This window comes from Rhizobium sp. BK399 (assembly GCF_014194695.1).
Lineage (GTDB): Bacteria > Pseudomonadota > Alphaproteobacteria > Rhizobiales > Rhizobiaceae > Rhizobium.
Genome location: NZ_JACIAH010000001.1, coordinates 501064 through 527374 on the forward strand (window position 1 = coordinate 501064; position 26311 = coordinate 527374).

31 protein-coding genes are annotated in these 26311 nt (G+C 60.3%); 14 read left to right on the plus strand and 17 right to left on the minus strand.

Annotated features, from left to right (window positions below):
• Window positions 1–75 precede the first annotated feature (75 nt).
• The 3 genes from bla to dmeR all read right to left on the minus strand — a co-directional run bounded on the left by bla (window position 76) and on the right by dmeR (window position 2323).
• The gene (gene bla, locus FHT97_RS02555) at window positions 76–966 is read right to left on the minus strand and encodes a class A beta-lactamase (protein ID WP_183859696.1); all 891 of its coding nucleotides are present in this window, start codon (window positions 964–966) and stop codon (window positions 76–78) included.
• 67 nt (window positions 967–1033) lie between these two features.
• A complete protein-coding gene (gene dmeF, locus FHT97_RS02560) occupies window positions 1034–2026 on the minus strand; it encodes a CDF family Co(II)/Ni(II) efflux transporter DmeF (protein ID WP_183859698.1) in 993 nt (330 codons plus the stop codon).
• A gap of 24 nt (window positions 2027–2050) precedes the next feature.
• Window positions 2051–2323, minus strand: coding sequence for a Ni(II)/Co(II)-sensing transcriptional repressor DmeR (dmeR, locus tag FHT97_RS02565; RefSeq protein WP_183859700.1), 273 nt, complete (start codon window positions 2321–2323; stop codon window positions 2051–2053).
• Between the two features lie 420 nt (window positions 2324–2743).
• Between dmeR and FHT97_RS02570 the strand changes: the two genes are divergently transcribed.
• Window positions 2744–3238, plus strand: a complete 495-nt coding sequence (locus FHT97_RS02570) for a GNAT family N-acetyltransferase (protein WP_183751935.1) — start codon at window positions 2744–2746, stop codon at window positions 3236–3238.
• A gap of 40 nt (window positions 3239–3278) precedes the next feature.
• Window positions 3279–3857: a type 1 glutamine amidotransferase family protein gene (locus FHT97_RS02575; protein WP_183751938.1), complete on the plus strand. Its 579-nt coding sequence runs from the start codon at window positions 3279–3281 to the stop codon at window positions 3855–3857.
• A 12-nt stretch (window positions 3858–3869) separates the two neighbouring features.
• Here FHT97_RS02575 and FHT97_RS02580 read toward each other — a convergent pair whose 3' ends face one another.
• The 4 genes from FHT97_RS02580 to FHT97_RS02595 all read right to left on the minus strand — a co-directional run bounded on the left by FHT97_RS02580 (window position 3870) and on the right by FHT97_RS02595 (window position 7215).
• Window positions 3870–4835: a hypothetical protein gene (locus tag FHT97_RS02580; RefSeq protein WP_183859702.1), complete on the minus strand. Its 966-nt coding sequence runs from the start codon at window positions 4833–4835 to the stop codon at window positions 3870–3872.
• Window positions 4836–4963: 128 nt separating this feature from the next.
• A complete protein-coding gene (locus FHT97_RS02585) occupies window positions 4964–5881 on the minus strand; it encodes a cytochrome c (protein WP_183859704.1) in 918 nt (305 codons plus the stop codon).
• Window positions 5882–5977: 96 nt separating this feature from the next.
• On the minus strand, window positions 5978–6430 hold the full coding sequence (locus FHT97_RS02590; RefSeq protein ID WP_183751944.1) for a cytochrome c: 453 nt from the start codon (window positions 6428–6430) through the stop codon (window positions 5978–5980).
• Between the two features lie 146 nt (window positions 6431–6576).
• Window positions 6577–7215 (minus strand): LysE family translocator, encoded by a 639-nt coding sequence (locus FHT97_RS02595; RefSeq protein WP_183859706.1) that lies wholly within the window; start codon window positions 7213–7215, stop codon window positions 6577–6579.
• A gap of 129 nt (window positions 7216–7344) precedes the next feature.
• Here FHT97_RS02595 and FHT97_RS02600 point away from each other — a divergent pair, with 129 nt between their 5' ends.
• Window positions 7345–8046 carry a YafY family protein gene (locus FHT97_RS02600; RefSeq protein ID WP_183859708.1) on the plus strand — a complete coding sequence of 234 codons (702 nt, stop codon included), beginning with the start codon at window positions 7345–7347 and terminating at the stop codon, window positions 8044–8046.
• 5 nt (window positions 8047–8051) lie between these two features.
• Here the strand turns inward: FHT97_RS02600 and FHT97_RS02605 are convergent, their stop codons facing one another.
• The gene (locus tag FHT97_RS02605) at window positions 8052–8831 is read right to left on the minus strand and encodes an SDR family oxidoreductase (protein WP_183751949.1); all 780 of its coding nucleotides are present in this window, start codon (window positions 8829–8831) and stop codon (window positions 8052–8054) included.
• A gap of 165 nt (window positions 8832–8996) precedes the next feature.
• On the opposite strand from FHT97_RS02605, the gene FHT97_RS02610 reads away from it, so the two are divergent.
• Window positions 8997–9905, plus strand: coding sequence for an AraC family transcriptional regulator (locus FHT97_RS02610; RefSeq protein ID WP_183859710.1), 909 nt, complete (start codon window positions 8997–8999; stop codon window positions 9903–9905).
• Between the two features lie 56 nt (window positions 9906–9961).
• Here the strand turns inward: FHT97_RS02610 and FHT97_RS02615 are convergent, their stop codons facing one another.
• The 3 genes from FHT97_RS02615 to xth form a co-directional block, all read right to left on the minus strand.
• Window positions 9962–10177 carry a dodecin gene (locus FHT97_RS02615; RefSeq protein WP_016553212.1) on the minus strand — a complete coding sequence of 72 codons (216 nt, stop codon included), beginning with the start codon at window positions 10175–10177 and terminating at the stop codon, window positions 9962–9964.
• 66 nt (window positions 10178–10243) lie between these two features.
• Complete coding sequence (locus FHT97_RS02620; protein ID WP_183859712.1) at window positions 10244–10582, minus strand: putative quinol monooxygenase; 339 nt, start codon at window positions 10580–10582, stop codon at window positions 10244–10246.
• Window positions 10583–10639: 57 nt separating this feature from the next.
• Window positions 10640–11440 (minus strand): exodeoxyribonuclease III, encoded by an 801-nt coding sequence (gene xth, locus FHT97_RS02625; RefSeq protein ID WP_183860729.1) that lies wholly within the window; start codon window positions 11438–11440, stop codon window positions 10640–10642.
• Between the two features lie 227 nt (window positions 11441–11667).
• Here xth and FHT97_RS02630 point away from each other — a divergent pair, with 227 nt between their 5' ends.
• The 3 genes from FHT97_RS02630 to FHT97_RS02640 all read left to right on the plus strand — a co-directional run bounded on the left by FHT97_RS02630 (window position 11668) and on the right by FHT97_RS02640 (window position 13950).
• Window positions 11668–13092 (plus strand): DUF1254 domain-containing protein, encoded by a 1425-nt coding sequence (locus tag FHT97_RS02630; RefSeq protein WP_310503126.1) that lies wholly within the window; start codon window positions 11668–11670, stop codon window positions 13090–13092.
• A 186-nt stretch (window positions 13093–13278) separates the two neighbouring features.
• Window positions 13279–13494, plus strand: coding sequence for a hypothetical protein (locus FHT97_RS02635; RefSeq protein WP_183859716.1), 216 nt, complete (start codon window positions 13279–13281; stop codon window positions 13492–13494).
• Window positions 13495–13680: 186 nt separating this feature from the next.
• Window positions 13681–13950 (plus strand): cyclase, encoded by a 270-nt coding sequence (locus FHT97_RS02640; protein WP_183751961.1) that lies wholly within the window; start codon window positions 13681–13683, stop codon window positions 13948–13950.
• A gap of 51 nt (window positions 13951–14001) precedes the next feature.
• On the opposite strand, the gene FHT97_RS02645 is transcribed toward FHT97_RS02640, so the two are convergent.
• The 3 genes from FHT97_RS02645 to FHT97_RS02655 form a co-directional block, all read right to left on the minus strand.
• On the minus strand, window positions 14002–14151 hold the full coding sequence (locus tag FHT97_RS02645; RefSeq protein ID WP_016553206.1) for a hypothetical protein: 150 nt from the start codon (window positions 14149–14151) through the stop codon (window positions 14002–14004).
• Window positions 14152–14231: 80 nt separating this feature from the next.
• Entirely contained in the window at window positions 14232–15086 is an 855-nt protein-coding gene (locus FHT97_RS02650) for a metallophosphoesterase (protein WP_183859718.1), read from the minus strand.
• 104 nt (window positions 15087–15190) lie between these two features.
• Window positions 15191–15793 (minus strand): superoxide dismutase, encoded by a 603-nt coding sequence (locus tag FHT97_RS02655; protein WP_016553204.1) that lies wholly within the window; start codon window positions 15791–15793, stop codon window positions 15191–15193.
• 200 nt (window positions 15794–15993) lie between these two features.
• Between FHT97_RS02655 and FHT97_RS02660 the strand changes: the two genes are divergently transcribed.
• From FHT97_RS02660 to FHT97_RS02675, 4 genes are all read left to right on the plus strand, one after another.
• The gene (locus FHT97_RS02660) at window positions 15994–16323 is read left to right on the plus strand and encodes a hypothetical protein (RefSeq protein ID WP_183859720.1); all 330 of its coding nucleotides are present in this window, start codon (window positions 15994–15996) and stop codon (window positions 16321–16323) included.
• A 210-nt stretch (window positions 16324–16533) separates the two neighbouring features.
• Entirely contained in the window at window positions 16534–18021 is a 1488-nt protein-coding gene (locus tag FHT97_RS02665; protein WP_183859722.1) for a hypothetical protein, read from the plus strand.
• A 191-nt stretch (window positions 18022–18212) separates the two neighbouring features.
• A complete protein-coding gene (locus FHT97_RS02670) occupies window positions 18213–19514 on the plus strand; it encodes a hypothetical protein (RefSeq protein WP_183859724.1) in 1302 nt (433 codons plus the stop codon).
• Complete coding sequence (locus tag FHT97_RS02675; protein ID WP_183859726.1) at window positions 19511–20311, plus strand: ATP-dependent Clp protease proteolytic subunit; 801 nt, start codon at window positions 19511–19513, stop codon at window positions 20309–20311. Before FHT97_RS02670 ends, FHT97_RS02675 begins: the two co-directional genes overlap by 4 nt.
• A gap of 100 nt (window positions 20312–20411) precedes the next feature.
• On the opposite strand, the gene FHT97_RS02680 is transcribed toward FHT97_RS02675, so the two are convergent.
• The 3 genes from FHT97_RS02680 to FHT97_RS02690 all read right to left on the minus strand — a co-directional run bounded on the left by FHT97_RS02680 (window position 20412) and on the right by FHT97_RS02690 (window position 23045).
• Window positions 20412–21755, minus strand: a complete 1344-nt coding sequence (locus FHT97_RS02680; protein WP_183859728.1) for a hypothetical protein — start codon at window positions 21753–21755, stop codon at window positions 20412–20414.
• A 43-nt stretch (window positions 21756–21798) separates the two neighbouring features.
• Window positions 21799–22068, minus strand: coding sequence for a hypothetical protein (locus tag FHT97_RS02685; protein ID WP_183751975.1), 270 nt, complete (start codon window positions 22066–22068; stop codon window positions 21799–21801).
• A 572-nt stretch (window positions 22069–22640) separates the two neighbouring features.
• The gene (locus tag FHT97_RS02690) at window positions 22641–23045 is read right to left on the minus strand and encodes a hypothetical protein (RefSeq protein WP_183859730.1); all 405 of its coding nucleotides are present in this window, start codon (window positions 23043–23045) and stop codon (window positions 22641–22643) included.
• Here FHT97_RS02690 and FHT97_RS02695 point away from each other — a divergent pair.
• The 3 genes from FHT97_RS02695 (at window position 23029) to ilvD (ending at window position 26242) form a co-directional block, all read left to right on the plus strand.
• Window positions 23029–23799: a hydratase gene (locus FHT97_RS02695; RefSeq protein WP_183859732.1), complete on the plus strand. Its 771-nt coding sequence runs from the start codon at window positions 23029–23031 to the stop codon at window positions 23797–23799. The genes FHT97_RS02690 and FHT97_RS02695 overlap by 17 nt on opposite strands.
• An 86-nt stretch (window positions 23800–23885) precedes the next feature.
• Window positions 23886–24449, plus strand: a complete 564-nt coding sequence (locus tag FHT97_RS02700) for an AAA family ATPase (RefSeq protein WP_183859734.1) — start codon at window positions 23886–23888, stop codon at window positions 24447–24449.
• A gap of 119 nt (window positions 24450–24568) precedes the next feature.
• The gene (ilvD, locus tag FHT97_RS02705; protein WP_183859735.1) at window positions 24569–26242 is read left to right on the plus strand and encodes a dihydroxy-acid dehydratase; all 1674 of its coding nucleotides are present in this window, start codon (window positions 24569–24571) and stop codon (window positions 26240–26242) included.
• The last annotated feature ends 69 nt before the right edge of the window (window positions 26243–26311 follow it).

Here is a 26311-nt window from a genome sequence, read left to right on the forward strand (position 1 = left end):
CCGGCTTTCACAAACTGATTCAGATCGATGCGACGGAGATTCACGTTTCCGTCGCATCTCTTTGACGGAAAACACCTATCCGACCATATCGGTCACGATCTTCCCGACTTCGGCGAAGACAGGGTTGATCTCCGACACCGGCGCTTTGGCCTGCGTGACGTAAGCAGCAACCAGGATCGCGCCATGGCCCGGCGGCCAGAGGACGGCGATATCGGCGGCGCTGCCATTGTTGCCGGTGCCGGTCTTGTCGCCGATCTTCCACGTATCGGGCAGACCGGCGCGCAGGCGTGCGCCGCCTGTCGTATTCGACACCATCCACGCTGCGAGCTTGTCGCGCGACGGCTCCGACAGCGCCGAGCCCAGCGTCAGGTTGCCGAGTGTGTCGACCATTGCATCCGGCGTGGTGGTATCCTGCGGGTCGCCGTCCTTGGCTTCGTTGAGCGCCGTTTCCCAGCGGTCGAGCCGCGTCGAGCGATCGCCGAGCGTGCGCAGCCATTTGGTCAGCTCGGCCGGTCCGCCGAAGCTCTCCAGCAGCAGGTTGCCGGCGGTATTGTCGCTGAGCGTGATCGCGGCTTCGCAGAGCTCACCAATACTCATGCCCTCGCCACCGACGTGCTTTTCCGTTTCCGGTGAATAGGTGACGAGGTTGTCCTGTTCGTAGACGACGCGGCGCTGGAGGGTTTCCTGTCCCTTGTCGACCCGCGCCAGCACGAGGCCGGCAGCCAGGATCTTGAACGTGCTGCAGAGGGGAAAGCGCTCGGTCTCGCGATAGCCGAAGGAAATGTTGGTCTCGGTGTCGATGGCCGACACACCGATCCGACCGCCGATCGCCTTCTCAAGCGCTTCCATCCGCCGGTTGATTTCATCATCGCTCTCCTCCGACCATGCCATGCGCGGCAGCAGCAGGGCAGGTGAAAGCAATGCCGAACCGAGAAGGGTCCGGCGGCGGATCGAAAAGCCACGCATGAAAATTCCTCTGCCTCAAATCAATGGCTACAGGGCTAGAGAGTGATTGTGGCCCGGATGAGTCGCGTCAAGCGGCGGCAGCCGACTGCGTTACCTCGACGGTGACGTGCGAGAGGCCGGCAACCGGTTCGAGTTTCGCCTTATAGAAGGCGGGGCTTTCCGGCCGCGGCGTCACCAGAGCGACGATTGCGGCATGATGGCCGGGTCCGACCTGCCAGACGTGCAGATCGGTGATCCTCTCGCCGCCGGTTTCCAGCGCCGAACGGATCTCGTCCTGTAGGTCCGTCTCCCGTGGCACGACATCGAGCAGCACGCGACCGGACGACCTCATCAGCCCAATGGACCACTGCGCGATTATAAGGCCGCCGACGATGCCCATCAGCGGGTCGAGCCAGAGCCAGCCATACAGGCTGCCGAGTAGCAGTGCCGCGATGGCGAGCACCGAGGTCAGCGCGTCGGCAATGACGTGGATATAGGCGGCGCGCATGTTGTTGTCGGAGGAATGTCCCGAATGCGCGTGATCGCCATGGTGGGCATGATCGCCGTGGTCGTGGTGATCATGGTGGTCGTGATGGTGAGAATGGCCGTGGCTGTGGCCGTGATGATGGTCATCCTTCAGGAGCCAGGCACTTGCCAGGTTGACCAGTAGACCGACGACAGCAACGCCGATCGCCTGTGCGAAGCTGATCGGCACCGGATGAGTGATGCGCAGGAAGCTTTCCCAGGCCATCAGCAAGGCGATCAGCATCAGGATGATGGCGCTGGCGAAGCCGGCGAGGTCACCGAGCTTGCCGGTGCCAAAGGTGAAGCGCGGGTTGTGTGCCTGGCGGCGGGCATAGAGATAGGCAACGGCGGAGATCAGCAGCGCGCTCGCATGCGTCGACATGTGCCAGCCATCAGCGACCAGCGCCATCGAGCCGTAGTAGGTTCCGGCACCGATCTCGACCACCATCATGACGGCTGTCAGCGCAATGACGAACCAGACGCGACGAGCATTGCGGTCATGATCGGCACCCAGAAAAACGTGGTCGTGCTCAGGTGTTTCGGTCTGTGCGCTCATCGCACGCTCCTCATGTCGGTTGTCTCAGCGAATATAGGTTCGCAGAACTTCGGATATTTCTTCGACTGCTTCCGCCCGGGCCTTCTCATCGGCGGCATGGAGGACATGCTCGCGCAGATGATCGTCCAGCACCTCGCCGGTCAGGCCGTTGAGGGCGCCGCGGATCGAAGCCAGCAGTTGCAGAATCTCTCCGCAAGGCTGCTCCGCCTCCAGGGCGCGCTCGACGGCCTCCAGTTGGCCTTTCAGACGGCTGACACGAGCCATCAGCTTTTTCTTGTGATGCGTGGTGTGGGACATGGCCTCATCCATTTAGTATAGGGGGGTACCCTATATCAATAACTCATTGGCGAAAAGTCCCCTCGCCGTGTTCGGCCCGCCAGCTCGCGCTTTCGATGTCGAGAACGACATGGCGGACGCTGCACGCGCGGCCTCTTCTGGTACAGCGGCTTCGAGTACCGACGGCGAAGCACGGGATGGCGGCTGACCGGCCGACGCTGTGCGCTTCCCGGCGCCCGCGCGTAAACCCCATTGACAAACTGCGCGTTCTGGATGATCTATCGGCACATGATCAAGAACGCGCACATCACCAGCTCGTATTTTTGGCTGTACCTGTAAGGGGCGGCCGGACAGATCATATTGTCAACAAGCCGCCGTCAGGCGGCTTTGTTGTATCGGCAGCGTCCTGACGGCAGAACACCACACAAGGACGCGAAGACCATGGTTGAAATCGAAGATAGCGAACTCTCATTGATCCGCCCGCCGGTGATCAATATCCGCGCCGCCAAGCCGCGCGATCTCCCCGAACTCAGCGAAATGATTGCCCTGCTCGCCAAACATCACGGCGATCCGTCCGCCTCGAACCCGGAGCAGCTCGAGCGCGACCTGTTCGGCCCGGTGCCGTGGATCAGCGCGCTGATTGCCGAAAGCGATGAGGGCCTGATCGGCTACGCCATTCTCGTGCCGCTTTACAGGGCGCAGGACGGCGCGCGCGGCATGGATTTGCACCACCTCTTCGTGCGTGACGGCCATCGCGGCCACGGCGTCGGCCAGCATCTCGTCAACCGCGCCCGCGATACCGCCCGCAATGCCGGCTGCGGCTACCTCTCGGTCAGCGCCGCCACCGGCAACGTGCAGGCCCATCGCTTCTACGAGAATATGGATTTCGTTCCTCGCCCGGTCACCGGCATGCGCTATATGCAGGCTTTGGCATGAGCGGCATTGGCCGCCCCGGACAGCCTGCAAGGAGAAACGGATGACCCGACTTGCAATCGTCCTAACCGATGGATTCGCCGACTGGGAGGTCGCCCAACTGACGGCCTCTGCCCGTTCCTATTTCGGCTTCGACGTGGTGATCGCAACGCCCGATGGTGCTGAGGTGCGCTCGATGGGCGGCATGCGCGTCGCCTCCGACACCGCCGCGGAAAACCTGCATGCCAACGCCTTCGACGGGCTCGTGCTCTGCGGCGGAACGATCTGGGAAACGGAGAAAGCGCCCGATCTGAAGCCTGTCATCGACGACTTCGTCGCCCATGGCAAACTCGTCGCGGGAATTTGCGGGGCGACACTCGCGCTTGCCCGCGCCGGCGTGCTTGATGCCACCGACCATACCAGCAACGCCGCCGATTTCATCGCCAGCGCGCCAGGCTATGCCGGCCACGCACGCTACAAGGACAGCCCGCAGGCCGTGCGTGATGGAAAGCTGGTGACCGCGCCGGGCTCGGCACCGATGACCTTTGCGGCGGAAATCTACCGCGCCCTCGGGCATGCCGGCGACGAGTTGGACCAATACGTCCTGATGTTCGGCGCCGAGCATCAACCCAAAGCGGCCTGAGGCGGCATCTGCTTATCGCAGCACCGGTTCGCCGTGGAAGCGGCGGCGCGAGGGCTTGGAAACGCCGAAGCCCACCTCCATCATCAGGCGCGGCTTGGTCGTGGCAACCGTGCCCATATGAAAGCCGAACGGATCTTCCACGAAGCCGAAGCCTGCCGCTCCGGTCAGTGTCGTCACGCTGTCCTTGCCATAGAAATCCAGGATCTCGTGGGCAGGATGGCCGACCAGAAGGGTCAGCTGATGTTTGATGCGCCGCTTGTTGTGGCTGCCCCTGACATAGACATGCGGACCGGTACCTTCGTCGACGTCGACGAGATAGAAGAAGAATTTCAGCATCCGCCAGTCGTCGAGATCGAAGTGGAACTTGTCCAGCGACGCAAGGCTGCGATCGGCTTCGCTCGCCCGCGTCGGAAAGCTCCACCAAACGCGGGTGGTGATGAGGCGAGCCTGCGCCCCCAAATAGCAACGGGCAATCTCCGACAGAACAGGGTCGCGCTGGACGGTCCGAACGGCCGGGCAATCGAGCGCTCGCTCGAAATGATGACCGCTTAGTATTGGCTTCCCCCACTCCTGCTCGGCGGCGCGGTGATCGGACGCCTGAAACTCGATCTTGCGATCGAAGTTACCGAAGCATGGGGTGGCGCTGGCAAAGCTCGCGATTTCGCGGGTGATCGTTTCGGGCAGGGTCAGCTCTGGAAATATCCCATCCCGCCTCAATGCCGCGACTGCGCTTGTGTGATCCACACCCTTGAAGAGCGTCGGCAACTTCTCGATCGCGCCGTTGCTGCGACGTGCGGTCAGCCAATGCACCTTGCGCGCCGGTATCGTTCGCGCCAACAGGAACATCGGCAGCCAAGCCGGGTTTTCACGGATATCAGCCATATAGGTCGGTATCCGCACCGCCATGCGCCGCAATTTGCCGCCCTTGCGGGCAACGGTCTCGAGATCGTCGGCAGGATCTATCGACGTGGTGTGCATGCAGCTGTCCTTTCGGAAGACGTTTTGGTTGCGTCATTCGGAAAGCGAACCGGGGTTCGCCACAGGGTTATCAGTGCGCGGCGTCAAGTGGAGTGCTGCAATGCGGCATTTTTGAGATATCGCTAATATTATCGGTTGGGAACCGCCTTCAAATAGGCAGCGATCGCCTCGAGCTCCGGCTTCGGCAGGTGCGCAAGGTTTCGTTGCACTTCCGCCATCGAGCCGCCGGCCGAATCGAAGTCGGGCGTAAAGCCGGTCTCGAGATAGTTGGCGATATCCTCCTGGCTCCAGGAACCGACGGTTTTCGAGCCCGGCGTGATGTTGGGAATCCTGCCCTGCCCTTCCGGATTCGGCGCACCCGCGAGCCACTGGTCTGCCTCAAATCCGCCAAGGCGATCACGCGGCGTATGGCATTCGCCGCAATGGCCAGCACCTTCCACCAGATATTGGCCGCGCTTGATCTTGTCGTCGGCATTGGCCGGAAGAGCGACGCGTGGCTCGTCGTTGAAATAGAGGAATTTCCAGCCGCCCAGCGCCAGCCGGATATTGAAGGGGAACGGCAGTTCGTGCGGCGGGGCGACATTGCCGCTTTTCGGCAGCGTCTTCAGATAGCCGAAGAGATCGTTGACGTCCTTGTCGCTAATCCGGGCGTAGGAGTTGTAGGGGAAGGACGGGTAGAGGTGCTCGCCGTTCGGCGCCACGCCCCGCTTCATCGCATTGCCGAATTGCGCCAGCGTCCATGTGCCGATGCCCGCCTTCTCGTCTGGCGAGATGTTGGGTACATGGAAGGTCCCGAAGGGGCTCTTCAAGGCCAAGCCGCCTGACAGAGTGAGCTTGGCGTCGCCTTCCGATCCGGGAGCGGCATGACAGCTGACGCAGCCACCGGTCCAAAAGACCATTTCGCCGTTCTTCAGATCGGGTTCGCCGAGGTTGGCCCAGTGACTTTCAGGAAGTGGATTCGGTGCGGTGATGAAATAGAAAACCGCTCCGCCAATGACGAACACTCCGACAAGACAGAGCAAAAACCGGACGAACCTGCGGACCATTCACCGCTCCTGTGCCAATCGCATCATTGCAAACATAAAACGATCCGCCCCAGCGGCAAGGCTGACGCGGATCGTTTGACTGAAAGGTCAGGATCGCTATTCGGTCTTTATGCGGAACTTCTCATGACAGCCGCCGCAATTCGCGCCAAGCGCCTTCATGGCGGCGCCAACACCGGCCGGGTCCGCCGGAAGCTGAGCGAGCAGCTTGTCGGCGTCATCCGAAAGCTTCGCCGCACGGGCCTTGAAGTCTGCATGATCTTCCCAGATCTTCGGGCTCGCCGCCTTGTCACCCTTTTCGGTGCCAGGCTTGAACTGATCAGGGAAAACTTTGGCGGTTTCCGCAATGGTCATCAACGACGCCTTAACTACCTCGGCGTCATAGGGCTTTTCGCCCTTGGCGATCGCCGCCATGGCACCCGCCGCGCCGCCAACCTTCTTCATCAGCGCAGAGCGTGCTTCGTGCGTGCCATCCTCCTGCGCTGCAATGGCAACGCCCACGACCCCCAGACCGGCGACAAGCACTGCCGCGGCTATAGCTTTCAGTCTCATGTCTCCACTCCTCTTTGATAACAAGATCCGCGAAGCCCGGCGCCTCGCCGACGGGCGGCATCATGGCAAATTTTTTCGCCCCAAAAAGTAACAAGTGGGTGAGATTTCAGGAAAAATAGAGTCCTAAATCGTTTCGTATTCGCGCCTCACGCCGGCACGCGCCAGCCGTGCCATGCGGTGAGGATCGAAACGGCGATGAGGAGCGCCCCGGCGATCCGTCCGACCAGGATCGTCGCCTTCGGATTGGACACCAGCAGCGTGCGGCTTCGCGCCGCCGTCAGCGCCAGCGTGCCGTAGACGGCGGCCTGCGTCGCCATCGTCATGACGCCCATGACAAGACCCTGCGCCCAGATGGGACCGTAGATCGGCTTCAGGAATTGCGGGTAAACCGCGATCATGAACAGGTACGCCTTTGGGTTCATAAGGCAGGTTGCTGCGCCCTGGCGAAAGGCCCGCCAACCCGAATGCAAGCCGCCTGCCCCGACCGTATCGACGGTGATCGAACTGCGGATCAGGGTGTAGCCGATCCACGCCATGTAGGCCGCCCCCGCAAAGAGCAGCGGATTGAACAAGGTCGGCAGGAGAACGGCGAGCACGCCGACCCCGACCGCGCCATAGAGCGAGTGCACGGCGCCGCCGGCCATGATGCCGGCGGTCGCGGCGATGCCGGTGCGCCTGCCGCCGGTCAGCGAATTGGCCAGCACGAATAGCATATCCATGCCAGGGACGATGATGATGCCGAAGAGAAGCGTGAAGTAGAGCCAGAGATTTTCGCTGTAGGTCATGTCAGTTGTCCGCTATCCAATTCAAGGTCGATTTCAAAGACCATGTTGATTTTCAATTCGATAGCGAGTGCTATACGACGGCCCAACTGACAGTGTATTGTCAGGAGCATAGGCTGAAGGAGCCGAAAAATGCGCAAGGCCTCACGGCTTTTCGAGATCATCCAGATCCTGCGGCTGGCGAGCAAGCCGATGACGGCGGCCCGTATGGCGGAAACGCTCGAGGTGACGGTGCGCTCGATCTATCGCGACATCGCCGCCTTGCAGGCGATGCGCGTCCCTATCGAGGGCGGCCGCGGCATCGGCTACATCATGCGGCCGGGCTTCGACCTGCCGCCACTGATGTTCTCGGTCGAGGAAATGGAGGCGATCGTCTTGTCGCTGGCGTTGCTCGACCGGACCGGCGACGAGGAACTCAAGCGGGCGGCCAAGGGCGTCAACCAGAAGATAACAGGCGCCGTCCCGGCGCCGCTGCGTCAGGCGATGGAACGAAAGGCGCTTTACGCCTGGGGATCGGTGGCTCAATCCCCGGTCGGGCTCGATCTTGGTCTCGTTCGCCGCGCCATCCGCGACGAACAGAAGCTGCTGCTCGACTATCGCGACGAACTCGGCCGCGCGACCGAGCGCAGGATCCAGCCGATCGCCCTCATCTACTATTCGCAGACCGCAAACATCGTCGCGTGGTGCGAGCTGCGCCAGGCGATCCGCAATTTCCGCAGCGACCGCGTCGAGCATTGCGAGACCGCCGACGCATATTTCCGGGGCGACGGCGACCGGCTGCGACAACTCTGGACGAGTGGGTGGACGAACCCGCCGGTTGCCGCGGCGGGTTAAGTCAATCAGAGGTGCGTGCCGCCGGAGACTTCGATGCGCTGGCCGTTGACCCAGCGGTTGTCGTCGGAAAGCAGCGAGGCAATCATCGGGCCGATATCGTCCGGCACGCCGGCACGGCCGAGCGCCGTCGCATCGGCGACCATCTTGTTGTAGGTCGGATTGTCCCGCACCATGCCGCCGCTGAAGTCGGTTGCGATTGCGCCTGGTGCAACCGTATTGGCCGTGATGCCGCGCGGGCCGAGTTCCTTGGCGAGGTAACGGGTGAACACTTCGATCGCCCCCTTCATCGACGCATAGGCGGAGATACCCGGGACGGCGAAACGGGCAAGGCCGCTCGAGACGTTGATGATGCGTCCGCCATCGGCCATCAAGGGCAGCAGCTTCTGCGTCAGGAAGAAGACGCCCTTCAGATGCACGTTGACGAGTTCGTCGAATGCCTCTTCCGTCGTTTCGGCAATTGTTGCGTGATAGCTGCTGCCGGCATTGTTGACGAGGTAGTCGAACCGAGTTTTTCCAAGACCCTGCAAGGCATCTCTCACCTTGCCCGCAAAGGCCTCGAACTCGGCGACGCGACCGGTGTCCAGCTGCAGGGCGATGGCTTCGACGCCGAGTGATCTGATCTCCGACACAGCGGTCTCCGCTTCTGCCCGATTTGCACGATACGTGAAGAGGACGTTCACGCCGCGACGGGCAAGGTTGATTGCCGTATTGCGGCCGAGTCCACGGCTACCGCCGGTGACGACGGCTACCTTAGATGCTGAATTTGCTTGTGTTTCGTTGGGCATGGTCGCTTCCTTTGCTGGATTTTATGCCCTTACGGTACGCCCGTCGGTGCCCGAAGTTGAATGCCGAAACTCTCGAATTTCTTGCCTGATCCTCCAAGCAACTTGCAGACTAGGCGATACGGCGCTTATCTTGAGCTGGCGCCGAACGACGAGGAGACGCTGGCGATGCTCGATACCCTGAAGCAAGTCATCCAGACCTATATCGACCGAACGGCCGGCGACGCCGACGGGCGTTTTGAGACGCCTGTGCCGGCGCTCTCGGTGTCACGGGTTACCCAGCCTGTCATGCCGAACCACATGATCTACCGGCCGACGATCTGCATTGTCGTCCAGGGGGCAAAGGAAATCATGGTCGGCGACCGTGTCCTCAAGTATGGGGAGATGCAATCGCTGATCGTCACCTTCGAGGTGCCGGCCCTAGGGCAGATCACGAAGGCCAGCAAGGAGGAGCCGTATATCGGCCTCAACATCGATTTCGATGTGGCGATCCTGCGCCAAGTGATGGAGGCAATGGAACAGCCGCCACGACCGGCCAGCGATAGCGCGGCCGGTGTTTTCGTGCAGAATTTCGACGGCGTGCTGGCCGATTGCGTGCTGAGGCTTGTGCGCCTCGCCGACACGCCGAAGGCCATTCCGGTGCTCTATCCAGCGATCATGCGCGAAATCTGCTACTGGCTGCTGACAGGACCGAACGCGGCGGAGGTCAGCAAGCTGGCGCTACCCGGCAGTCATATCAGGCGCATGACCGACGCCATCCATCTGCTGCGCGAGAACTTTGCTACGCCCGTGCGGATCGAGCAGCTTGCGTCCGTCGCGCACATGAGCCCGTCTTCCTTCCACCAGCATTTCAAGCAGGTGACCGCCATGACGCCGTTGCAGTATCAGAAGAACATGCGGCTGCTGGAGGCACGGAGACTGATGGTGTCGGACGGTGCAAGCGTTGCGACGGCCGCCTATCAGGTTGGGTATGAAAGCGCCTCGCAGTTCAGCCGCGAATATTCCCGAATGTTCGGCACGCCGCCGAAGCGCGACGCGATGGAGCGGAAAGAGCTGCCAATGGTCACGGCTGCCTGAGCGGATGCCGACAGAGACGAGGCAAGGCACGCGGCCTCCTCTTCTTCCCCAGCCTGTCACGGCGTGTCGTCGATTCGAAATCCGACCTTCATCACGACCTGATAGTGCGCGACTGCGCCGTCCTTGATATGGCCTCGGATTTGATCGACTTCGAACCATTCGAGATTGCGCATCGTTTTCGAGGCTCGCGCGACCGCGGTCTCGATCGCCTCGGTGACAGACACCTTCGAACTCCCAATGAGTTCCACTTTCTTGTAGACGTGATCGCTCATCCTATCCTCCTCCAATTTTGCCTAGGCTGTGGGCTTTCCTGCTAGGGTTTCTGTCCGCTGGCATGACTAGGGACAATACGGGCCCGGCGGATTTGCAATAAAGTCGAGATCATAACGGGCGACGTCATCAGAACTCGTCTCAATAATACTCAGCTTTGCGAGAAGCCGCCGAACGTCGGCCTGCATGGCGATCATGTGCGGTGTCCGCCGATGGAACTCGTGCGCCTCGGCATCACGAAAGCCTTCGATCAAAACTACCACATCCTCGTCATCCTTATGCCGATGATACTCGAAAAATACGCAGCCCGGCTCGTTGAGCGTGGACGCGACATGGGGTTCCATGGCGAGGAGGAACTCCTCGCGCGTTCCCCGCCTGCAGGTCAGCCAACCCGTTATGAACTTCATCGGACACCTCGAATTGTCTGTTTCATCCCCGAGCGGTGCTGCTTCGCAGACCATCCGTTATCCTTGCTCATCGTCCTCGCGCCGGGGGATATCGAGTTCGATCATCACGGGAGCGTGGTCGCTCGTGTGTTCCCAGCTCCTCGGCTTCCTGCGCACGCTCGCCGATCTCAGCCATGGGGCGACCATCGGGCTGAGCAGGAAGTGGTCGATCCGAAGGCCGGCATCGCGTTCGAACGAGTTTCGCCAGTACTTCCAAAAGGTATAGATTCGCTCGTTCGGATGCAGATGTCTTATGGCGTCGGTCCAGCCCTGTGCGACGAGGTTGGCATAGGCCTTGCGGACTTCCGGCCGAAAGAGGGCGTCATCCCGCCATCGCTCCGGCTTGTAGACGTCAAGATCCGTCGGCATGACGTTGAAATCGCCGACCAGGAGGGTCGGAATGTCAAGCGCGTGCAGTTCGGCGGCATAGTCGTGGAGCCGTCGGAACCAGCGGAGCTTGTAGTCGAATTTCGGGCCGGGCGCGGGATTTCCGTTCGGAAGATAGAGGCATCCGATGAGAATACCCTCGATGGCGGCCTCGATGTAGCGGCTGTGCGTGTCGTCGGGATCGCCGGGAAGACCGCGCCGCGTCAGGATCGGCGTCGAGCCTTTTGAGAGGATCGCGACGCCGTTCCAACTCTTCTGTCCATGCCAGATCGCGCCGTAGCCCACCCGCTCGAGTGCGCCGCGTGGAAACCGGGCATCCTCCGTTTTCAGTTCCTGCAGGCACACGACGTCGGGCTTGTCCTCCTTCAGCCAGCGAAGAAGATTTTCCAGGCGCCCGTTCACGCCGTTGATGTTGTAGGTCGCGATCTTCAAGAGACGAAGCACGCTTGGATGGGTATCGATCGGAGGAAAATGGACGTCGCCTGATAAAGTTCAAGGAACCTCCGCGACGTTAGAGGCTTGAAAGAGCGATCGGATTCTCCCGTGGCGGCCGTCCGCCTGCCATTTACACCAATGTTACCGTAACGTGCTTCCAGCGAGCCGATTTTTGCGCAAAGCTGCTTCGTGGATTTGCAGATCAACGGTCTTGGATCAAAGCAATGGGGGCAGCCATGCAACTCACGAAACGTGAATTCACCAAAGGACTGATCCTGGCAACCGGCTTCGCGAGCCTCTATCCGGCGAAGGGCATTTCCGCTGACATCAGCGCGACCGAGGCACGCGCGATTGCCAAGGAAGCCTACATCTATGGCTTCCCGATGGTCGACAGCTACCGCATTCAATACGCCTATTTCGTCAACACCAAAGACCCTGAGTACAAAGGCCCCTGGAACCAGTTGGTCAACATCCCACGTGTCTATACGCCGGCCGACACGGCGGTGCAGACTCCGAACTCCGATACGCCGTATTCAATGCTCGGCCTGGATCTCCGAGCCGAACCGATGGTGCTGACAGTGCCGCCGATCGAGAAGGACAGGTACTTCAGTATCCAGCTGATCGACGCCTATACCTTCAACTTCGACTATATTGGCAGTCGCGCGACCGGCAACGACGGCGGGAGCTTTCTGATCGCCGGCCCGAGCTGGAAGGGCGAGACGCCAAAAGGCATCAAGAAGGTGATGCGGTCGGAGACCGAACTTGCGCTTGCGGCCTACCGGACGCAGCTCTTCAATCCGGCCGATCTGGACAACGTGAAGAAAATCCAGGCCGCCTACAAAGCGGAGCCCCTGTCCAAATTCCTCGGCCAGCCCGCCCCGGCCGCGGCGAGCGCGATCGATTTCGTCAAGCCTCTCACGCCAGACGAAGAGAAGACGTCACCCGAGTTTTTCAGCATTCTCAATTTCGTCCTGCAATTTTGCCCGACCAATCCATCCGAAACCGAACTGATGGCGCGCTTTGCCAAGATCGGCATCGGCGGAGGCAAGACCTTCGACGCGAACAAGCTGTCGCCTGAGATGAAGACTGCCTTCCAGCAGGGAACGGCCGACGCATGGGCGGAAATGGGGACAATGCGGAAACGCTTCGATACCGGCGAAGTGACCTCCGGCGACGTGTTCGGCACACGTGAATATCTGAAGAACAACTACCTCTACCGAATGACGGCTGCCGTCCTCGGTATCTACGGCAACTCGAAGCAGGAAGCGATATACCCGGCTTACGCCGTTGATTCCGACGGCAAGAAACTCGACGGCGCCAACAGGTACACGGTCCACTTCGCTCCCGGCACGCTGCCACCGGTGAACGCCTTTTGGTCCCTGACCATGTACGAACTCCCCCAGAGCCTGCTCGTCGCCAACTCGATTGACCGTTACCTGCTCAATTCACCGATGTTGCCGCAGTTCGTGAAGGACGCCGACGGCGGGCTGACGTTCTATGTTCAAAACGAATCGCCTGGGAAGGACAGGGAGCCCAACTGGCTTCCTGCACCGAAGGGGCCTTTCGTCGTTGCGATGCGGCTTTATTGGCCAAAGCCGGAAGCCCTCGACGGCACATGGAAGCATCCGCCGATGACAAAAGTTCAATGACGGTGGAATATAAGATTGTAATCGCAGGCGCGCATGTAGGGCACAGAGCGGCAGGCGTTGGACTGGCTATGTCTTAGTTAATAGCCGTGCTTCGTCGCGGGCGGTACAATCAATCATCGGTCGGCATTTAATGGCAACGGCCGCTTGGGAGTTTTGTGCTTCTGCCTGAGCGGAGCATCGAACCAAATGACCGTCCTATCAAACTTAATCTCCTTCACAGACGTCGACGTCGTATTCGAGGCACTCTCGGAATGGTGCCACCTGCACAAGAAAGATCCAATCAGCATCGAAGGTTGCCGGGCAGCCTCGATATTCTTCGATCTCTTCCAGGATGGCTACGACACAAAGGATCGTCTCCTGAGCGCGATTGATCGAAGCGATCCTGCTGAGCAGGTTGAGTAACTCTTCCCCTTGGATTGAAAAGCGGCGCGTGTCCGGCGGCCCCCGAAACTGTTGGGCATGTGGCGAACCCAATGGGCGGGTTGCCATACCGCACCTTGCCGTTTTTTCCCGGGCGCGCGGGCGCGTTCGGTGATACGGTGGCGACCCGAACGCCCTCGCCTGTAAATCCAAAAGTGGGAGGATCAGATGCCGACAATGTTCGTAAGGCATGAGGTTTCGGACTACGCTGCATGGCGCAAGGTCTACGACGCGTTTGCCGCCGTGCAGAAGGCAAACGGCGTTACCGCCGAGGCCGTTTACCAAGCCGCCGACAATCCCAACGACGTGACCGTCACCCATGAGTTTGCCACGGTCGAGGCCGCGCAGGCCTTCGGCAAGCTGGAAGAGTTAAGGGCGGCGATGCGCACTGGCGGCGTTCTGGGCGCGCCAACGGTTTGGCTCACCAACAAGGCGTGAACCCACCCGGATTAATCGATCCGCCGACAGGCTCAGACGCTCAAGCACCGCCTAGTGGTGCTTGAAGTACTGTACCTCGCGCTCGTGTTTCTCGGCCGCTTCGCGTGATTTGAACGTGCCGAGGTTTTTGCGCTTGTGGGTCTTGGGGTCGACCTTGCGCGAGTAAAGACGATATTCGCCGGACTTTAGTTTTCGAATCATGATGGCCTCCTATGAGCTTGATAATCCTCATGGGAGCATGTCGGTTCCACGCGGGGTGGCGGCGCGCAGAGATGACACCCCTAGCGACGGAGCTTCAGCGTCCGGCTGTCCTCTCGTCCGAAACCACGAACCTCGATATGGTCCGCCCGGATTTCGACGATGGCGAAGGTATTCTGGCTCTCGGTATCAACCATGCCCTTGAAATTCAGGAAATGGCATCCGTCGAGCGTGCCGGAATTGCCCGCGTGGTTATGTCCACTGAAATAGGCGGCCACATGGCCGTGCGCAGCCAGTAGCGCGATCATCCGTTCGCGGTCCCAGCCGTCATGCTCGTTCGGCGGATAGACTGGGTAGTGGTTCATGACGATGACGCGCTCGCCCGCGGCACCGGCGTCCTCGATCTGGCCGGAAAGCCAGGCGAACTGCTCGTCACCAGGCATGGCGTTCCAGTCCTGTGCGTTGGCGGCGCCGGTGGCCCGGAGTTCGGCCAGCCGGCGAGCGGCAACCTCCCGATCGGCATGCCCCTCCGGCGGCGCAAAGGTGCTGACCTCGTTGCCATTCAATGCAATGAACCGCCAGCCCTGCCTGACGAAGCTGTAATAGGATGACGCCAGACCGACGCGGCTGGCGACATCGGCCAACCGGTCGGCGGCTACCGCAAAATCATGATTGCCAAGCAGAAAGTAGTTTTCGTGCTTCAGCCTGTCGTAGACCGGCAAGATGTCGTCGAAGCTCTCGAAATCCCGGTCGATGATGTCGCCGAGTGTGATGACGAAGCTCAGCTCTTCGCCATTGAAGACTTCGATCGCCTCCGACAGCTTGGCGAGGCTATTTGCATAATGGCGGTCCATCCCGACATGCGGCTCCCTCGCCGCATATTGGGGATCTGCGACGACGCCGAAGCGGAGAACGGGAAAATCGGAAAAGGACGTCATGACAGCGATTTAGGCGCGCCGCATGACACGCCTGTGACGGTCTCGAAACGAAAACACCCGGCGTTTCGAGGCGCCGGGTGCTGACATCTGTTCTGTCGAACCGCTTACTTGGCAGCGGCTTCGTAGCGCTCCAGGACGTAGTCCCAGTTGATCAGGCTGTCGACGAAGGCTTCGAGGTACTTCGGACGCGCGTTGCGGTAGTCGATGTAGTAGGAGTGTTCCCACACGTCGACACCGAGGATCGGGGTTGCGCCGTGCACGAGCGGGTTTTCGCCGTTCGGGGTCTTGGAGATTTCGAGCTTGCCGTTCTTGACGGAAACCCAAGCCCAGCCGGAGCCGAACTGCGTCGTGCCGGCCGCAATGAAGTCGGCCTTGAACTTGTCGTAGCCGCCGAGATCGGAATTGACCGCAGCTTCGAGCTTGCTCGGCAGCTTGTTGCCGCCGCCGCCCTTCTTCATCCACTTCCAGAAGTGGACGTGGTTGTAGTGCTGGGCAGCATTGTTGAAGAGGCCGGCATTGGTGCCGAACGACTTCTTCACGACGTCTTCGAGGGAGAGATCGGAAAGGCCTGCCTCTGCCGCAAGCTTGTTGCCGTTGTCGACATAAGCCTTGTGGTGCTTGTCGTGATGGAATTCCAGGGTTTCCTTCGACATGAAGGGCTGAAGCGCTTCATAGTCATAGGGAAGTTCGGGCAATTCGAAAGCCATTGCGGGTCTCCTTTGGCAATAGTTTGCGTAATCGGCAGGTGAGGCGGAACATAGGAGCGCAAGCATGGAGAGGCAACCGGCGAAATATCAAAAAAGACGGACGGAGAGGAAAAATTGCCTTCGCCAAGCACTTGGCTTTGCAGCCCTAAATCGCTGATCATGGGCGCGTTTCGCAACAGCAGGAAGACGGGGCTCTTCAGATGCAGAGGAATAAAATCCGCTTTTGCATGTTTGCCATCGCAATCGCTGCGGCGGGGACCGCCCGCGCCTCCCCAGGCGACGCCTGGCAGCAGTTCGCGACCGAGGTTGAAGGAAAGTGCAAACAGGCGGCGCGAGCCTCGATCGAGTTTCCGCATGCCGTCGTCGACCCGTTCGGCAGCGAGCACTACGGCATCGCGCTGGTGACCGGCAAGCCGAAGGGTGCGAATGGCTTCGTCAGCTATTTCTGTGTCTATGACAAGCAGACGAAAGAGGTCGAGTTGGGCAGCGAAATTGAGACGGACGAGATGCGGATTCTACCCGACGAATAAGGTCGTCTGCCGTTGTTGCACAAACATCACAGGTACGCCCGTCAAACCTGTTGATTGTCATGTTGCGTATTTTGACACCGACACATAGCCGTTTCTAGATGCACGCGGAGCATGCGTTTACGGACTCACGGCAATTTTCGATCGGTCGCTTAATTAGCTGAAATCCATATTTCGCCGGCGTTTTTGGCAAGTACTTTTGGGGCACAAGTCATGGTCATGAACTTTTTTCGTCGCGCAGAAGACGGCGGCAAATCGCTGTCGACGACAGGATACCGACCCGCATCAATTACCGATGAGCGCCCGGCCGATGAGCCGCTGCGTTACGCCATTCCCGACGTCAACGACTTTGCAGCCTTCGGCTCGGCGCTGGAAGAAAACCAGCGGACGTCGGAGGATCTCATGTCGAGCCTCGCATCACTGCAGGAACGCGTTTCCTCGCTGCTCGGCACCCACAGCCAGTCGCTGAACGAAACCGGCGCGCTCCGCGCCGAATGCGCGCGAATCAGCTCGCTTCTCGACTACGAAAGCAACGCGCGCCAGAAGGCCGACCAGGACAACCTTCGCCTCGGCGCCGAAAACAAGGATTTTCGTGCCGACAACACGCAGCTTCGCTCTGAGATCGAGGCGTTTCGTGACGAGCTGACGAAGCTGCAGGGCGTGCATCAGGTCGCTCGCGAAGAATTCACGATCATCGAAAATCGGCTGCTTGACGCCGAGCGAGAGCTGACGGATCGCGCCATCGAGTTCGACGAAGCCTCGACGCTGCTGAAGCGCGCCCAGACCGAGCTCGACCAGCGCAGCCGCGAACTCTCGGCCACCCGTGAGAAGCTCGACAACGAAGCGACGGCACACCAGCTGCTGATCGAAACGTCACGTCGCGAAAACGGCGTCCAGACCCGCGAAATGGCCCGGCTCAACGAGGAACGCAGCCATCTGAAGTCCAGCCTCATCGAACAAGAAGCCCAGGTGCGCAACCTGCAGATGACGGTTGCCAATCTGAAGCAGGACCTTTCGCTCGTCGAGGAGCGCCACAAGAGGCTCGAGGTCGAGCATGAGACGCTGCAGGCGTCCTCGGCGCTGGAGATCGCGCACCTGACGACGAAGCATGAGGCGATCGGTTCCAAGGCCGAACTCGTGGAAAAGCTTCTCATCACCGCGAACGGCCGCAACAAGATGACCGACGAGGAGCTGCAGGCGGCACGCGCCGATCTGAAGCGCGTCAAATCGGAACTCGCCACGTCCCTCTCCCGCTCCGAGCGACTTGCCGAAGAACTGCAGCGCGCCCGCACGACCGGCGCTGAAAGCGAGGCCGCCCGCCGCGAACTCGCGACGCAGGCAAATGAGCTGACCCTGAAGTTGCGTGAAGCCGAAAGCCTGCGCGTGCGCCGCGACCGGGATGCCGACGCACTGCGCCGCGACATCGACACACGCATGGATTCTGATCGCTACGAAATCGGCCAGCTGCGCACCAGCCTTGAGATCGCCAAGTCGGAGATCCGGCAGCTGCGCGCGGAGCGCGCCATTCTGACCGGCCAGCTCGAGGTCGCGCGCAGCGAACGGGCTGGTGGTCTTGTCCCCGCCGCCCCTCTTGATGAACACGACGACGTCCGCATGCCGGCGGCAAGCTTCACGCCAATGATCGACATCTCCGAGAAGTCACTGCGCGCACCGTCGACCGATGGCACGCCCGCCGAATGAGGCTTGACGGCGTCGGGCCACGGCCTGATGCCAAGTCTTGCTTTTGCCTGTATTGTATTGGTTTCTTAAGGAGCTAAGGCGGATCGCGTGAACAAAGACTTGCGCGACCTGCCTTAGGTCTTTGTTCTTATGCATGTCCTCGCCTCGAAGCGGCTCGCTTTCGGCAGGCATGCATTGGCCAGGAGGAGACCATGGCGCTCGGCACGTCGCATCGCTTGCAGGATGGCATCGAAGCCGTCGAGAGCATGACCCGCTTCGCGTTCGCGATCCTGGCGCTTGCCTCCGGCGTTTACACCTACCTCGGGGTCCGAAGCATCCTCGACGGATCGGCAACGGCTGTCTTCTTCGCGGCGCTTATCTATTCCAGCGCCGTTTCGGTGGCGATCTATGCCTTCTGGACCTACATGGCCCGCTTCTATCCGCACGTAACCAGCGCAGGCGGCCGCGCAGCGATGCTCGGCGTCATGGCGCTCGGCTGCGCGATGATCATCGCCATGTCGAGCTGGCTGAACGCGGCCGCGCTGGCGGGCTCCGCAGCACTCGAACAGCATCTCGCCGAAACGCTGGAAGACTACACGGCCGACCTCGACCAGGCGCACCAGAACGCGCTTGCCGCCCAGAGCCTGCTGCCCGACATCCAGCGTACGCAGGAACGGTTTCAGCGGCTAGCCGATCAGGAGCGGGAAACCGGCGCACTGACGGGAACGACGGGCGCCGGCAGCGTCGTGCAGCTTCTGTCACAAATGGCCTCGCAGCTGACCGAACTGGAAAACGGAATCAACGCCTCGCGCGAGCGGGTGACGACGCTGTTTGACGAGGGTCGCAAGCATCTCGAAACAATGCGGACGCTGGTGTCGGCGCCGGGTGCGATCAACCCACGTGCCGACCAGTTCGCGGCCGAAGTCGTCGGGCTTTCTGGCGTCATCACCTCGCTGGAGCAAACCTCGATCGCACCGTCGGTCAAGCGCGCGGCGGAAGACCTGTCGCTCGGCTTCATCGCGCCGGTTGCGGATGGGCGCGAGGCGGATCTCGCGACACGCCAGGACCAAGTGATGGAGACGATCCGATCCTCCGTTGCGGCGCAATCCAAGGTGCTCTCGCAGGCGGCCGATCAGATCCTCGAACGCAAGCCGGTGGCTGAACGGCGGTTTGTGCCGCTCTCCTCGGCGGAGGCCGTGCTGCGCTATGCCGGCGATTTCATTCCGAGTTGGGCCGGCGCCATATCGATCGACATCCTGCCGGCGGTGCTGATCTTCATGCTGTCGATCGTCCATTCGACGCTGCGCCGCCAGGAACAGCGCCTGCCCTTCGCCGAGCGGATCACCGCCGCCGAGCTTCTGCAGGCGCTGGAAGTGCAGCGTGAAATCCAGCGCCACGGGGTTAACATCGAGACCGCCGTTGACGCGGCGGAGCGCACCGAAACGGCGGACCAATCAAACGTCGCGAACTTCGACCTGTCGGGCAAGGGACCGCGCAAGGGACCGCCCGCATGAGACTGGAAACGGCGGGGCAGAAGTTGAAGAACTACGTGCTCTCCGCCGATGACGGCAGGCTGATGCGGCATGCCTTCCACGCGCTGCTGACGATGGCCGCAATCTTCGTGGTCATCGACTGGCATGAAATCAGCGCCGGCAACACCGACACGCCAGCCTTCGATCCGGCGATGCCGGGCGCCCTCCCCATGCTTCCGCCGGCTCTCACCGAGGGCAAGCCACAAAGCGCACCGGCCGAGATCACCACAGACCCCGAGCTCCTCAAGAAGGCGATCCGCTTCGAACTGCAACCTGACGGCGTGCTGCTCGCGCAAGGCACGATCGAACCGGGCGCGGCCGCGCGTTTCGAGGCTGAGATCAAAGCTCGTGGCGAGTATGTCAGAACAATTTCGCTCGACTCACCGGGCGGGTCGATCGGCGACGCGATCGCCATCTCCACGGTTATCCGCGAACGCAAGATCGCAACCAGCGTTGCTGGCGGCGCACTTTGCGTCTCCTCCTGCCCGATCGTCATGGCGGGCGGCGTCGTGCGAATGGCGGAGAAGGACTCCGTCATCGGCGTGCATCAGATTTTCAATGGCACCAGCGAAAAGCTGTCGCCGGAACGTGCCATGTCGGAAGCGCAGCGCACCACCGCTGACGTCACCCGTCATCTCGACGAGATGGGCATCAAGCCCGGCCTCTGGATTCACGCGATGGAAACGCCGCCCGACCAGCTCTACTATCTCTCGCCCGACGAGATGAAGGACTTCGCGCTGGTTACGCCGACTGCCCCGGTAGCTAAGAAGACGAAATAGTGGCAAGTTCGGAAAGCTGCGCGGAGCTGCCGGCAAGTCAGCAGGGGCTGAGAGAATTGCTGGTTAAAGCTCGCAGCACGGCTTGACTGACGTTGGTAGCTTAGGGTTGCGTCGCCGCTTGAGCGGGACACACGCCGCAATTCCTCTCGAGCTTCTCCAGGGCGCCGGCACCGGCCCATCCTTCAAAGCGATATTCGATAACGCGTTGCTTGATGAGGCAGCAGTCGGCGCGACCGGTCAAGGCCGGCTCAAGTGGATCATCGGTCCAAAACCTTTCTGCAGGCTTCCAGTAGCCTAGAACATCGAGCAGCGACACGCCGAAATAATATTCGTCCGCATAAGAGTCCCCGTAGCCGGGGTCATGCCGATAGCTGCCGTCTGCGTTCAGAGTGTTCTCGAGCGACCAGCGCAACATCTGGCGAATTTCCTCGCGGGCCATCCCGCGCTCTTCCTCGCTCATGTGCGGCCAGCCGAACTTGAAGATCGAAGCCACATCATAGAGGTTGTGGTTGGTAAACTTCCCGCCGCTGCGCCACCCGAAAGGATATGGATCGTCTTTGATGGCAAGCGTCGTCTTGATGATCTGCGGCCAATGCTCCACGTCGCCCTTGCTGTAGCGCACGACATGAAATGTCATGCTGAGATCGGCGGTCTTGCGTATCTTGCCATCGATCACGTACCAGGCGCCCCAATAGCCCGTTTCGGTATCCTGTGCGCCGTGGATGAAAAACCAGGCAGCTTCGCGCAGTTCATCCCAGGCGATGCTCTCGTCGAGTGCTACGTAGCCGGTAAGAATATCCTGCAGATCACGTTTGTAGGCTGCCGTTGAATAACTGGTCATCACGCTGCTTAGTTCGCCACGGTTGTCGACACCCGTGTTTTCGATGTCCGAGATGAGCAGGCTCTGCAGATAATTGATGAGTTCCCGGCCGGTGCGGAGCCTCGGGCGCAGACGGTAGTGGGGCGGCTCCCCTTGGCTTGTAAGAAGGCCGATCGCCGCCGCTGTCGCCCCCAGTCGCATGAACCATTGCTCGTAGCAAAGCCCCCAGAAGCCATCGACCGCCGATTGCTCGCTGGCAAACTTCTGATCCTTATCCTTCAGGCTCCGCTCTATGCGATCCAGCTTGTCCTCCAGCGCCTTCCAGTTTGCCGTGTAGCCAAGCAGCCATTTTGCCTCGAGATAGAGCTGTTCCGAGCATTGCAGCGTATTGCCGGCGGCTTGTTCGGCGGCGATCCCGGCGGCGAGCGCCTCGAGACGCTCCGTGTATTGCTGACGACGCTCTCGATAGTTGGGGTCGAACGCCTCGAACTCGCGCACAATGACGTCCCGCATGTCGGTCTGGCCCGCGAGCGCGGCTGACGGGGAGCCACCGAATACGACGAGTCCCGCGAGCGCCAGCCGAAGACCTGCGGCAATGCGGTGACTGAATAGCGTGTCCACCATGGTCTTTTCCACATCCACCAAGACTGGTTGGTCTTCGAGACGGTCACATATGCAGGGCGTCAATCAGCTTTGCGTCTTTGTGGGCCTCGCAGGCGTTGTTGATTGCCACGAGCAGATTGCCCTGGCTGAGTTTGCCCAGCTTGGGATCGTTCTTTAGCGCCTGGCGCACCGTGGAACCAATCTCGACCATGCCGTCGTGGCTGGCTGCATTATAATCCTTGCAGGTCACCGTGGTCGGATCGATCGCGACGGCGCCAAGCGTTGGCAAAGCGGCGGTGGCGAAGACCAACGAAAGTGGAAGGCGGCTAACCATCGATCTTCCTCCCTCGGTTAACTTGCTCCGCAACAACACGCGGCCAAGACAGTCTAGCAGAAATTGAAAACCCAATCGCGCATGATGTCCGCTTTCGCTGCTATCGCTGCGACCGCCACGGTTGTACAGTTCGCCGGGATAAGCGAGTGTCGTGCGTCGGAGCACGCTCTGTAAAGGGAGGATGCCTTGCCTAGATCGTTGTTCCTGTCGCTAGCGCTGGCTGTCGGCCTCTGCGTCCCAACAATATCCGTGCCGACCGAAGCAAGTGCACAGACCAATATAACCATCAACATCGGCACCAATCTCAATAGAGGCCGGGGAATTACCTGCAGTGAGGGCGAGAGGCTGCTCCGCAACCGCGGTTTTAGGGATGTCAGGAGGATCGACTGCCGCAGTCGTTTCTTCGTCTATCGTGCCTGGAGAGGCGGTAGCCGCTTCGAGATTGCCGTGCGGCAACACGATGGGCGCGTTGTCGATATGCGACGCATCAGTGGAAGGCGATAAGCCCCCAAAGCGGGCATCGGCTCTGTCATAACGGTCATGCCCCCGAACGGACTGGCGAGAATGCCAGCCTATGCGACAAGACGTGCGGCAATCAATCCGAGCAGCGCCACCAAGACCAGCCCGGTGGCTACGAGGACCTCACGAAATTGCGGACCTACCTGTCGCCTCTGATAGCGTCCGGCAATGATGTCGCGCTCTTTAGTAAGATAATGGATTCCGTATCGACCGAACATTCCTGTCTCCATCAGACACATCAATGGAATGAGCGTCGCATGGTCCGGCGTATGAAATCGATACGGTGACGAGCCGCCAAAAATAAGTGTCGCATAAGCGTCGCGTTCAGAAGCAGCGCCACTATGAGATTTTGATTTCCGCGCGCTCGCGTTCGTCTGGAACCCTAACACGCCTGCAGCCATCTTCTTGCCACAGCCGATTTTTGAGAATTGGAGCACGAAGATGTATTTCGAACTCAAGGACGCTACCGCCGACATCCTCGCCAAGAGCCGGCGCCGCGAGGACCCCTGCGATCTTCCATTGAACCTGATTGCCTCGGAAAAAGAGGCCTACGACATCCAGGCGATCGCGCAGGACGCCCTGGGCTTCGCACGAAGGGGCTATGCGCTTATCGGGACAAGCGACGAGTCGTTGCGGACATTGGGTTTGACCAAGCCAGTCTATTCCGAGATTCCCGCCTTTTCGTTGCTTGAGGGCGTCAAGGAGTTCAGACTTCCGCCGGAGACGATCGGCGTCCAATGCGAGTTCGTGTTCACGATGCGCCGGTCCTATCCGGAGGATGGCGAGCCTATCGACACCAAGACTGCCAGCGACGCCATCCTGGGCTGCCGGCCGGCCATTGGGATCGTCGGCCGCCGGACTCGCCGGACATTCGTCGGCGACCATGCGGCGATTGCCGACTTCGGCCTACATGTTGCAACGATCTGCGGCGACCCGGTTCCGCGCATCTGGCCTGGCGAAGTCGCCAAGATCGAGGTGACGACCTTTCTGTTCAAGCAAACCGTTTTTTCGGGAAGGGCGACGTCGGTCATGGGTGATCCACTGAACGCCGTCGCCTGGCTTGCGGCAGAGCTTGCGGCAAAGGGCCGACGGCTCGAGCCGAACGACATCGTCGCGACTGGCTCATGCACGAAAATTCTCCAGGTCTGGGCGGGCCAGCACCTGGCAGCCGACTTCGGTCCACTTGGCCAAATCGAGTGCGTCTTCACCTGATACGGGCTTTGGGCGGCCCATTCGAAAACGGTGCCTCTGCATGCTAAGTGATGTCCACGGGCACGCGGTTCATCAAGCGAGACGGAATGGGTATCAGGAACTTTTTGATCGAAGGCGTGTCCGGCACTGGCAAGACCTCAATTGCCACCGGATTGCAGCAGCGCGGCTATCACGTCATCCACGGTGATCGTGAACTCGCCTATCAAGGCGACCCTGAGACGGGTGAACCACTGGATGGCTCAGCGTTAAAGCGGAGCGTTCTGGATGCCGCCTTCGGCCACAAGCACCATCTTTGGGACATCGACAAAGTCAAATCTATGGTGGCCGATCAAAGCCACTCGATCTCTTTCTTCTGCGGCGGTTCGAGGAATTTTCATCAATTCATCGACCTGTTTGACGAAGTCTTCGTCCTCGACGTCGATTTGGACACCTTGAAGAGGCGGCTCGCCAGCAGACCTGAAGGCGAGTTTGGCGCAAAGCCCGCCGAACAAGAGGTGATCATGCGACTGCATGCGACGAAAGAAGACGTTCCCAGAAACGCGACCGCCATTGACGCCACCGCGCCGCTCGCCTCCGTTATCGACGATATCCTGTCGAGGTGCGGAGAGACCAGAACCGTGATGGCTGCCTTTGGTTCTGTGCGGCCCTGAAGTATCGGCTGCAGCTTGTCCATTTCAGTCCTTCGGACAGCCGAAAGGAAAACGGCTTCCTGCGATCTATGGTATGACTTCATTTAGTCCCCTCTCCAAACCGAAGCAGGAGGAGTGCGATGCCCTTTAACGACAGGTCAAAGCATATTACCGAGGGGGTGGCACGCTCGCCCAATCGCGCGATGTATTACGCGCTCGGTTATGAGAAAGCGGACTTCGACAAGCCAATGATCGGCATTGCAAACGGGCACTCGACGATCACGCCCTGCAACGCAGGACTACAGCCGCTGGCGGATGCGGCGATCGCATCGATCAAGGCGGCGGGTGCCAACCCTCAAGTCTTCGGAACGCCGACGATATCTGATGGTATGTCCATGGGCACTGAGGGCATGAAATACTCACTGGTTTCCCGCGAAGTGATCGCAGATTGCATCGAGACGGCGGTCCAGGGGCAATGGATGGACGGGGTCCTCGTCATCGGCGGTTGCGACAAGAATATGCCGGGTGGAATGATCGGCATCCTTCGAGCAAACGTTCCTGCAATTTATGTTTACGGCGGGACGATCAAACCGGGTAGATGGAAGGGGCAAGAGCTATCCATTGTTTCCTCCTTTGAGGCCGTAGGCGCGTTCATGGCGGGAAACATGAGCGAGGAAGATTTTGTCGGGATCGAACGCAACGCCTGCCCCTCAACTGGTTCGTGCGGTGGAATGTACACGGCGAACACCATGAGTTCGTCGTTCGAGGCGCTGGGTATGTCGCTACTCTATTCTTCCAACATGGCAAACACCGACCAAGAGAAGATCGATAGCGCCTCTCTATCCGCGAGCGCGCTGGTCGAGGCCGTCAAAAAAGGCATCAAACCTCGCGATATCGTTACGCGCAACGCTATCGAAAATGCGGTCGCCCTGATTATGGCTACAGGTGGCTCCACCAATGCCGTCCTCCACTATCTCGCGATCGCACACGCAGCAGAAGTCGAATGGTCCCTCGACGATTTCGAGCGGATACGCAGGAAAGTACCGGTCATCTGCGATCTCAAGCCGTCCGGAAGATACATGGCGGTTGATCTCCATCAAGCCGGAGGCATTCCTCAGGTGCTGAAACTTCTACTCAATGCGGGCCTGTTGCACGGGGATTGTCTCACCGTCACCGGCCGTACTATTGCCGAAGAACTCAAGGGGTTGGCAGATCAACCTCGTGCGGACCAATCTGTCATTCGAACCTTGAATGCCCCGCTTTATAGCGAGGGCCATCTTGCAATCCTCAAAGGCAATCTGGCCGAGGATGGGGCGGTCGCAAAGATCAGTGGTTTGAAAAAGCTTGCAATTGCCGGCCCCGCGCGTGTTTTCGAAGATGAGCAATCGGCTATGGATGCCATTTTGGCTGACAACATTCGGCCGGGCGACATACTGGTTTTGCGCTATCTCGGTCCGAAGGGCGGTCCCGGCATGCCTGAAATGCTGGCTCCGACATCTGCGATCATCGGTCGTGGACTTGGCGACAGCGTGGGGCTTATCACCGACGGCCGGTTCTCGGGTGGGACCTGGGGAATGGTCGTTGGCCACGTTACACCTGAGGCATTTGTCGGAGGGACAATCGCGCTTGTTCAAGAGGGCGACATGATTACCATCGACGCGCATCGTAAGCTGCTTCAGCTTGAGGTGGGCGAGGATGAAATCGCGCGACGGCGCGCGCTTTGGAGACAACCCAATCCCAGGTACACCAAAGGGGTGCTCGCAAAATTTGCAGCGCTCGCCAGACCGGCTAACGAAGGAGCGATAACCGGATAGTTTCAACTGGCTGCGTTTGGCGCAAAACGGCATGTCGATTGTCGGCCCAAGCGCACGAGCGTCTGATCT

What these genes read in the sequence shown, in the direction of transcription:
- FHT97_RS02700 (WP_183859734.1), top strand. Translation starts at nt 23,886, where the DNA reads ATGGGTATCAGGAACTTTTTGATCGAAGGCGTGTCCGGCACTGGCAAG.
- FHT97_RS02580 (WP_183859702.1), bottom strand. Translation starts at nt 4,835, where the DNA reads ATGCACACCACGTCGATAGATCCTGCCGACGATCTCGAGACCGTTGCC.
- FHT97_RS02635 (WP_183859716.1), top strand. Translation starts at nt 13,279, where the DNA reads ATGACCGTCCTATCAAACTTAATCTCCTTCACAGACGTCGACGTCGTA.
- FHT97_RS02630 (WP_310503126.1), top strand. Translation starts at nt 11,668, where the DNA reads ATGGGGGCAGCCATGCAACTCACGAAACGTGAATTCACCAAAGGACTG.
- dmeF (WP_183859698.1), bottom strand. Translation starts at nt 2,026, where the DNA reads ATGAGCGCACAGACCGAAACACCTGAGCACGACCACGTTTTTCTGGGT.
- FHT97_RS02600 (WP_183859708.1), top strand. Translation starts at nt 7,345, where the DNA reads ATGCGCAAGGCCTCACGGCTTTTCGAGATCATCCAGATCCTGCGGCTG.
- FHT97_RS02570 (WP_183751935.1), top strand. Translation starts at nt 2,744, where the DNA reads ATGGTTGAAATCGAAGATAGCGAACTCTCATTGATCCGCCCGCCGGTG.
- FHT97_RS02595 (WP_183859706.1), bottom strand. Translation starts at nt 7,215, where the DNA reads ATGACCTACAGCGAAAATCTCTGGCTCTACTTCACGCTTCTCTTCGGC.
- FHT97_RS02660 (WP_183859720.1), top strand. Translation starts at nt 15,994, where the DNA reads ATGCAGAGGAATAAAATCCGCTTTTGCATGTTTGCCATCGCAATCGCT.
- FHT97_RS02650 (WP_183859718.1), bottom strand. Translation starts at nt 15,086, where the DNA reads ATGACGTCCTTTTCCGATTTTCCCGTTCTCCGCTTCGGCGTCGTCGCA.
- FHT97_RS02665 (WP_183859722.1), top strand. Translation starts at nt 16,534, where the DNA reads ATGGTCATGAACTTTTTTCGTCGCGCAGAAGACGGCGGCAAATCGCTG.
- FHT97_RS02640 (WP_183751961.1), top strand. Translation starts at nt 13,681, where the DNA reads ATGCCGACAATGTTCGTAAGGCATGAGGTTTCGGACTACGCTGCATGG.
- FHT97_RS02620 (WP_183859712.1), bottom strand. Translation starts at nt 10,582, where the DNA reads ATGAAGTTCATAACGGGTTGGCTGACCTGCAGGCGGGGAACGCGCGAG.
- FHT97_RS02675 (WP_183859726.1), top strand. Translation starts at nt 19,511, where the DNA reads ATGAGACTGGAAACGGCGGGGCAGAAGTTGAAGAACTACGTGCTCTCC.
- FHT97_RS02615 (WP_016553212.1), bottom strand. Translation starts at nt 10,177, where the DNA reads ATGAGCGATCACGTCTACAAGAAAGTGGAACTCATTGGGAGTTCGAAG.
- FHT97_RS02695 (WP_183859732.1), top strand. Translation starts at nt 23,029, where the DNA reads ATGTATTTCGAACTCAAGGACGCTACCGCCGACATCCTCGCCAAGAGC.
- FHT97_RS02605 (WP_183751949.1), bottom strand. Translation starts at nt 8,831, where the DNA reads ATGCCCAACGAAACACAAGCAAATTCAGCATCTAAGGTAGCCGTCGTC.
- FHT97_RS02645 (WP_016553206.1), bottom strand. Translation starts at nt 14,151, where the DNA reads ATGATTCGAAAACTAAAGTCCGGCGAATATCGTCTTTACTCGCGCAAG.
- dmeR (WP_183859700.1), bottom strand. Translation starts at nt 2,323, where the DNA reads ATGTCCCACACCACGCATCACAAGAAAAAGCTGATGGCTCGTGTCAGC.
- FHT97_RS02670 (WP_183859724.1), top strand. Translation starts at nt 18,213, where the DNA reads ATGGCGCTCGGCACGTCGCATCGCTTGCAGGATGGCATCGAAGCCGTC.
- FHT97_RS02610 (WP_183859710.1), top strand. Translation starts at nt 8,997, where the DNA reads ATGCTCGATACCCTGAAGCAAGTCATCCAGACCTATATCGACCGAACG.
- FHT97_RS02575 (WP_183751938.1), top strand. Translation starts at nt 3,279, where the DNA reads ATGACCCGACTTGCAATCGTCCTAACCGATGGATTCGCCGACTGGGAG.
- FHT97_RS02655 (WP_016553204.1), bottom strand. Translation starts at nt 15,793, where the DNA reads ATGGCTTTCGAATTGCCCGAACTTCCCTATGACTATGAAGCGCTTCAG.
- FHT97_RS02685 (WP_183751975.1), bottom strand. Translation starts at nt 22,068, where the DNA reads ATGGTTAGCCGCCTTCCACTTTCGTTGGTCTTCGCCACCGCCGCTTTG.
- FHT97_RS02585 (WP_183859704.1), bottom strand. Translation starts at nt 5,881, where the DNA reads ATGGTCCGCAGGTTCGTCCGGTTTTTGCTCTGTCTTGTCGGAGTGTTC.
- FHT97_RS02680 (WP_183859728.1), bottom strand. Translation starts at nt 21,755, where the DNA reads ATGGTGGACACGCTATTCAGTCACCGCATTGCCGCAGGTCTTCGGCTG.
- ilvD (WP_183859735.1), top strand. Translation starts at nt 24,569, where the DNA reads ATGCCCTTTAACGACAGGTCAAAGCATATTACCGAGGGGGTGGCACGC.
- FHT97_RS02590 (WP_183751944.1), bottom strand. Translation starts at nt 6,430, where the DNA reads ATGAGACTGAAAGCTATAGCCGCGGCAGTGCTTGTCGCCGGTCTGGGG.
- bla (WP_183859696.1), bottom strand. Translation starts at nt 966, where the DNA reads ATGCGTGGCTTTTCGATCCGCCGCCGGACCCTTCTCGGTTCGGCATTG.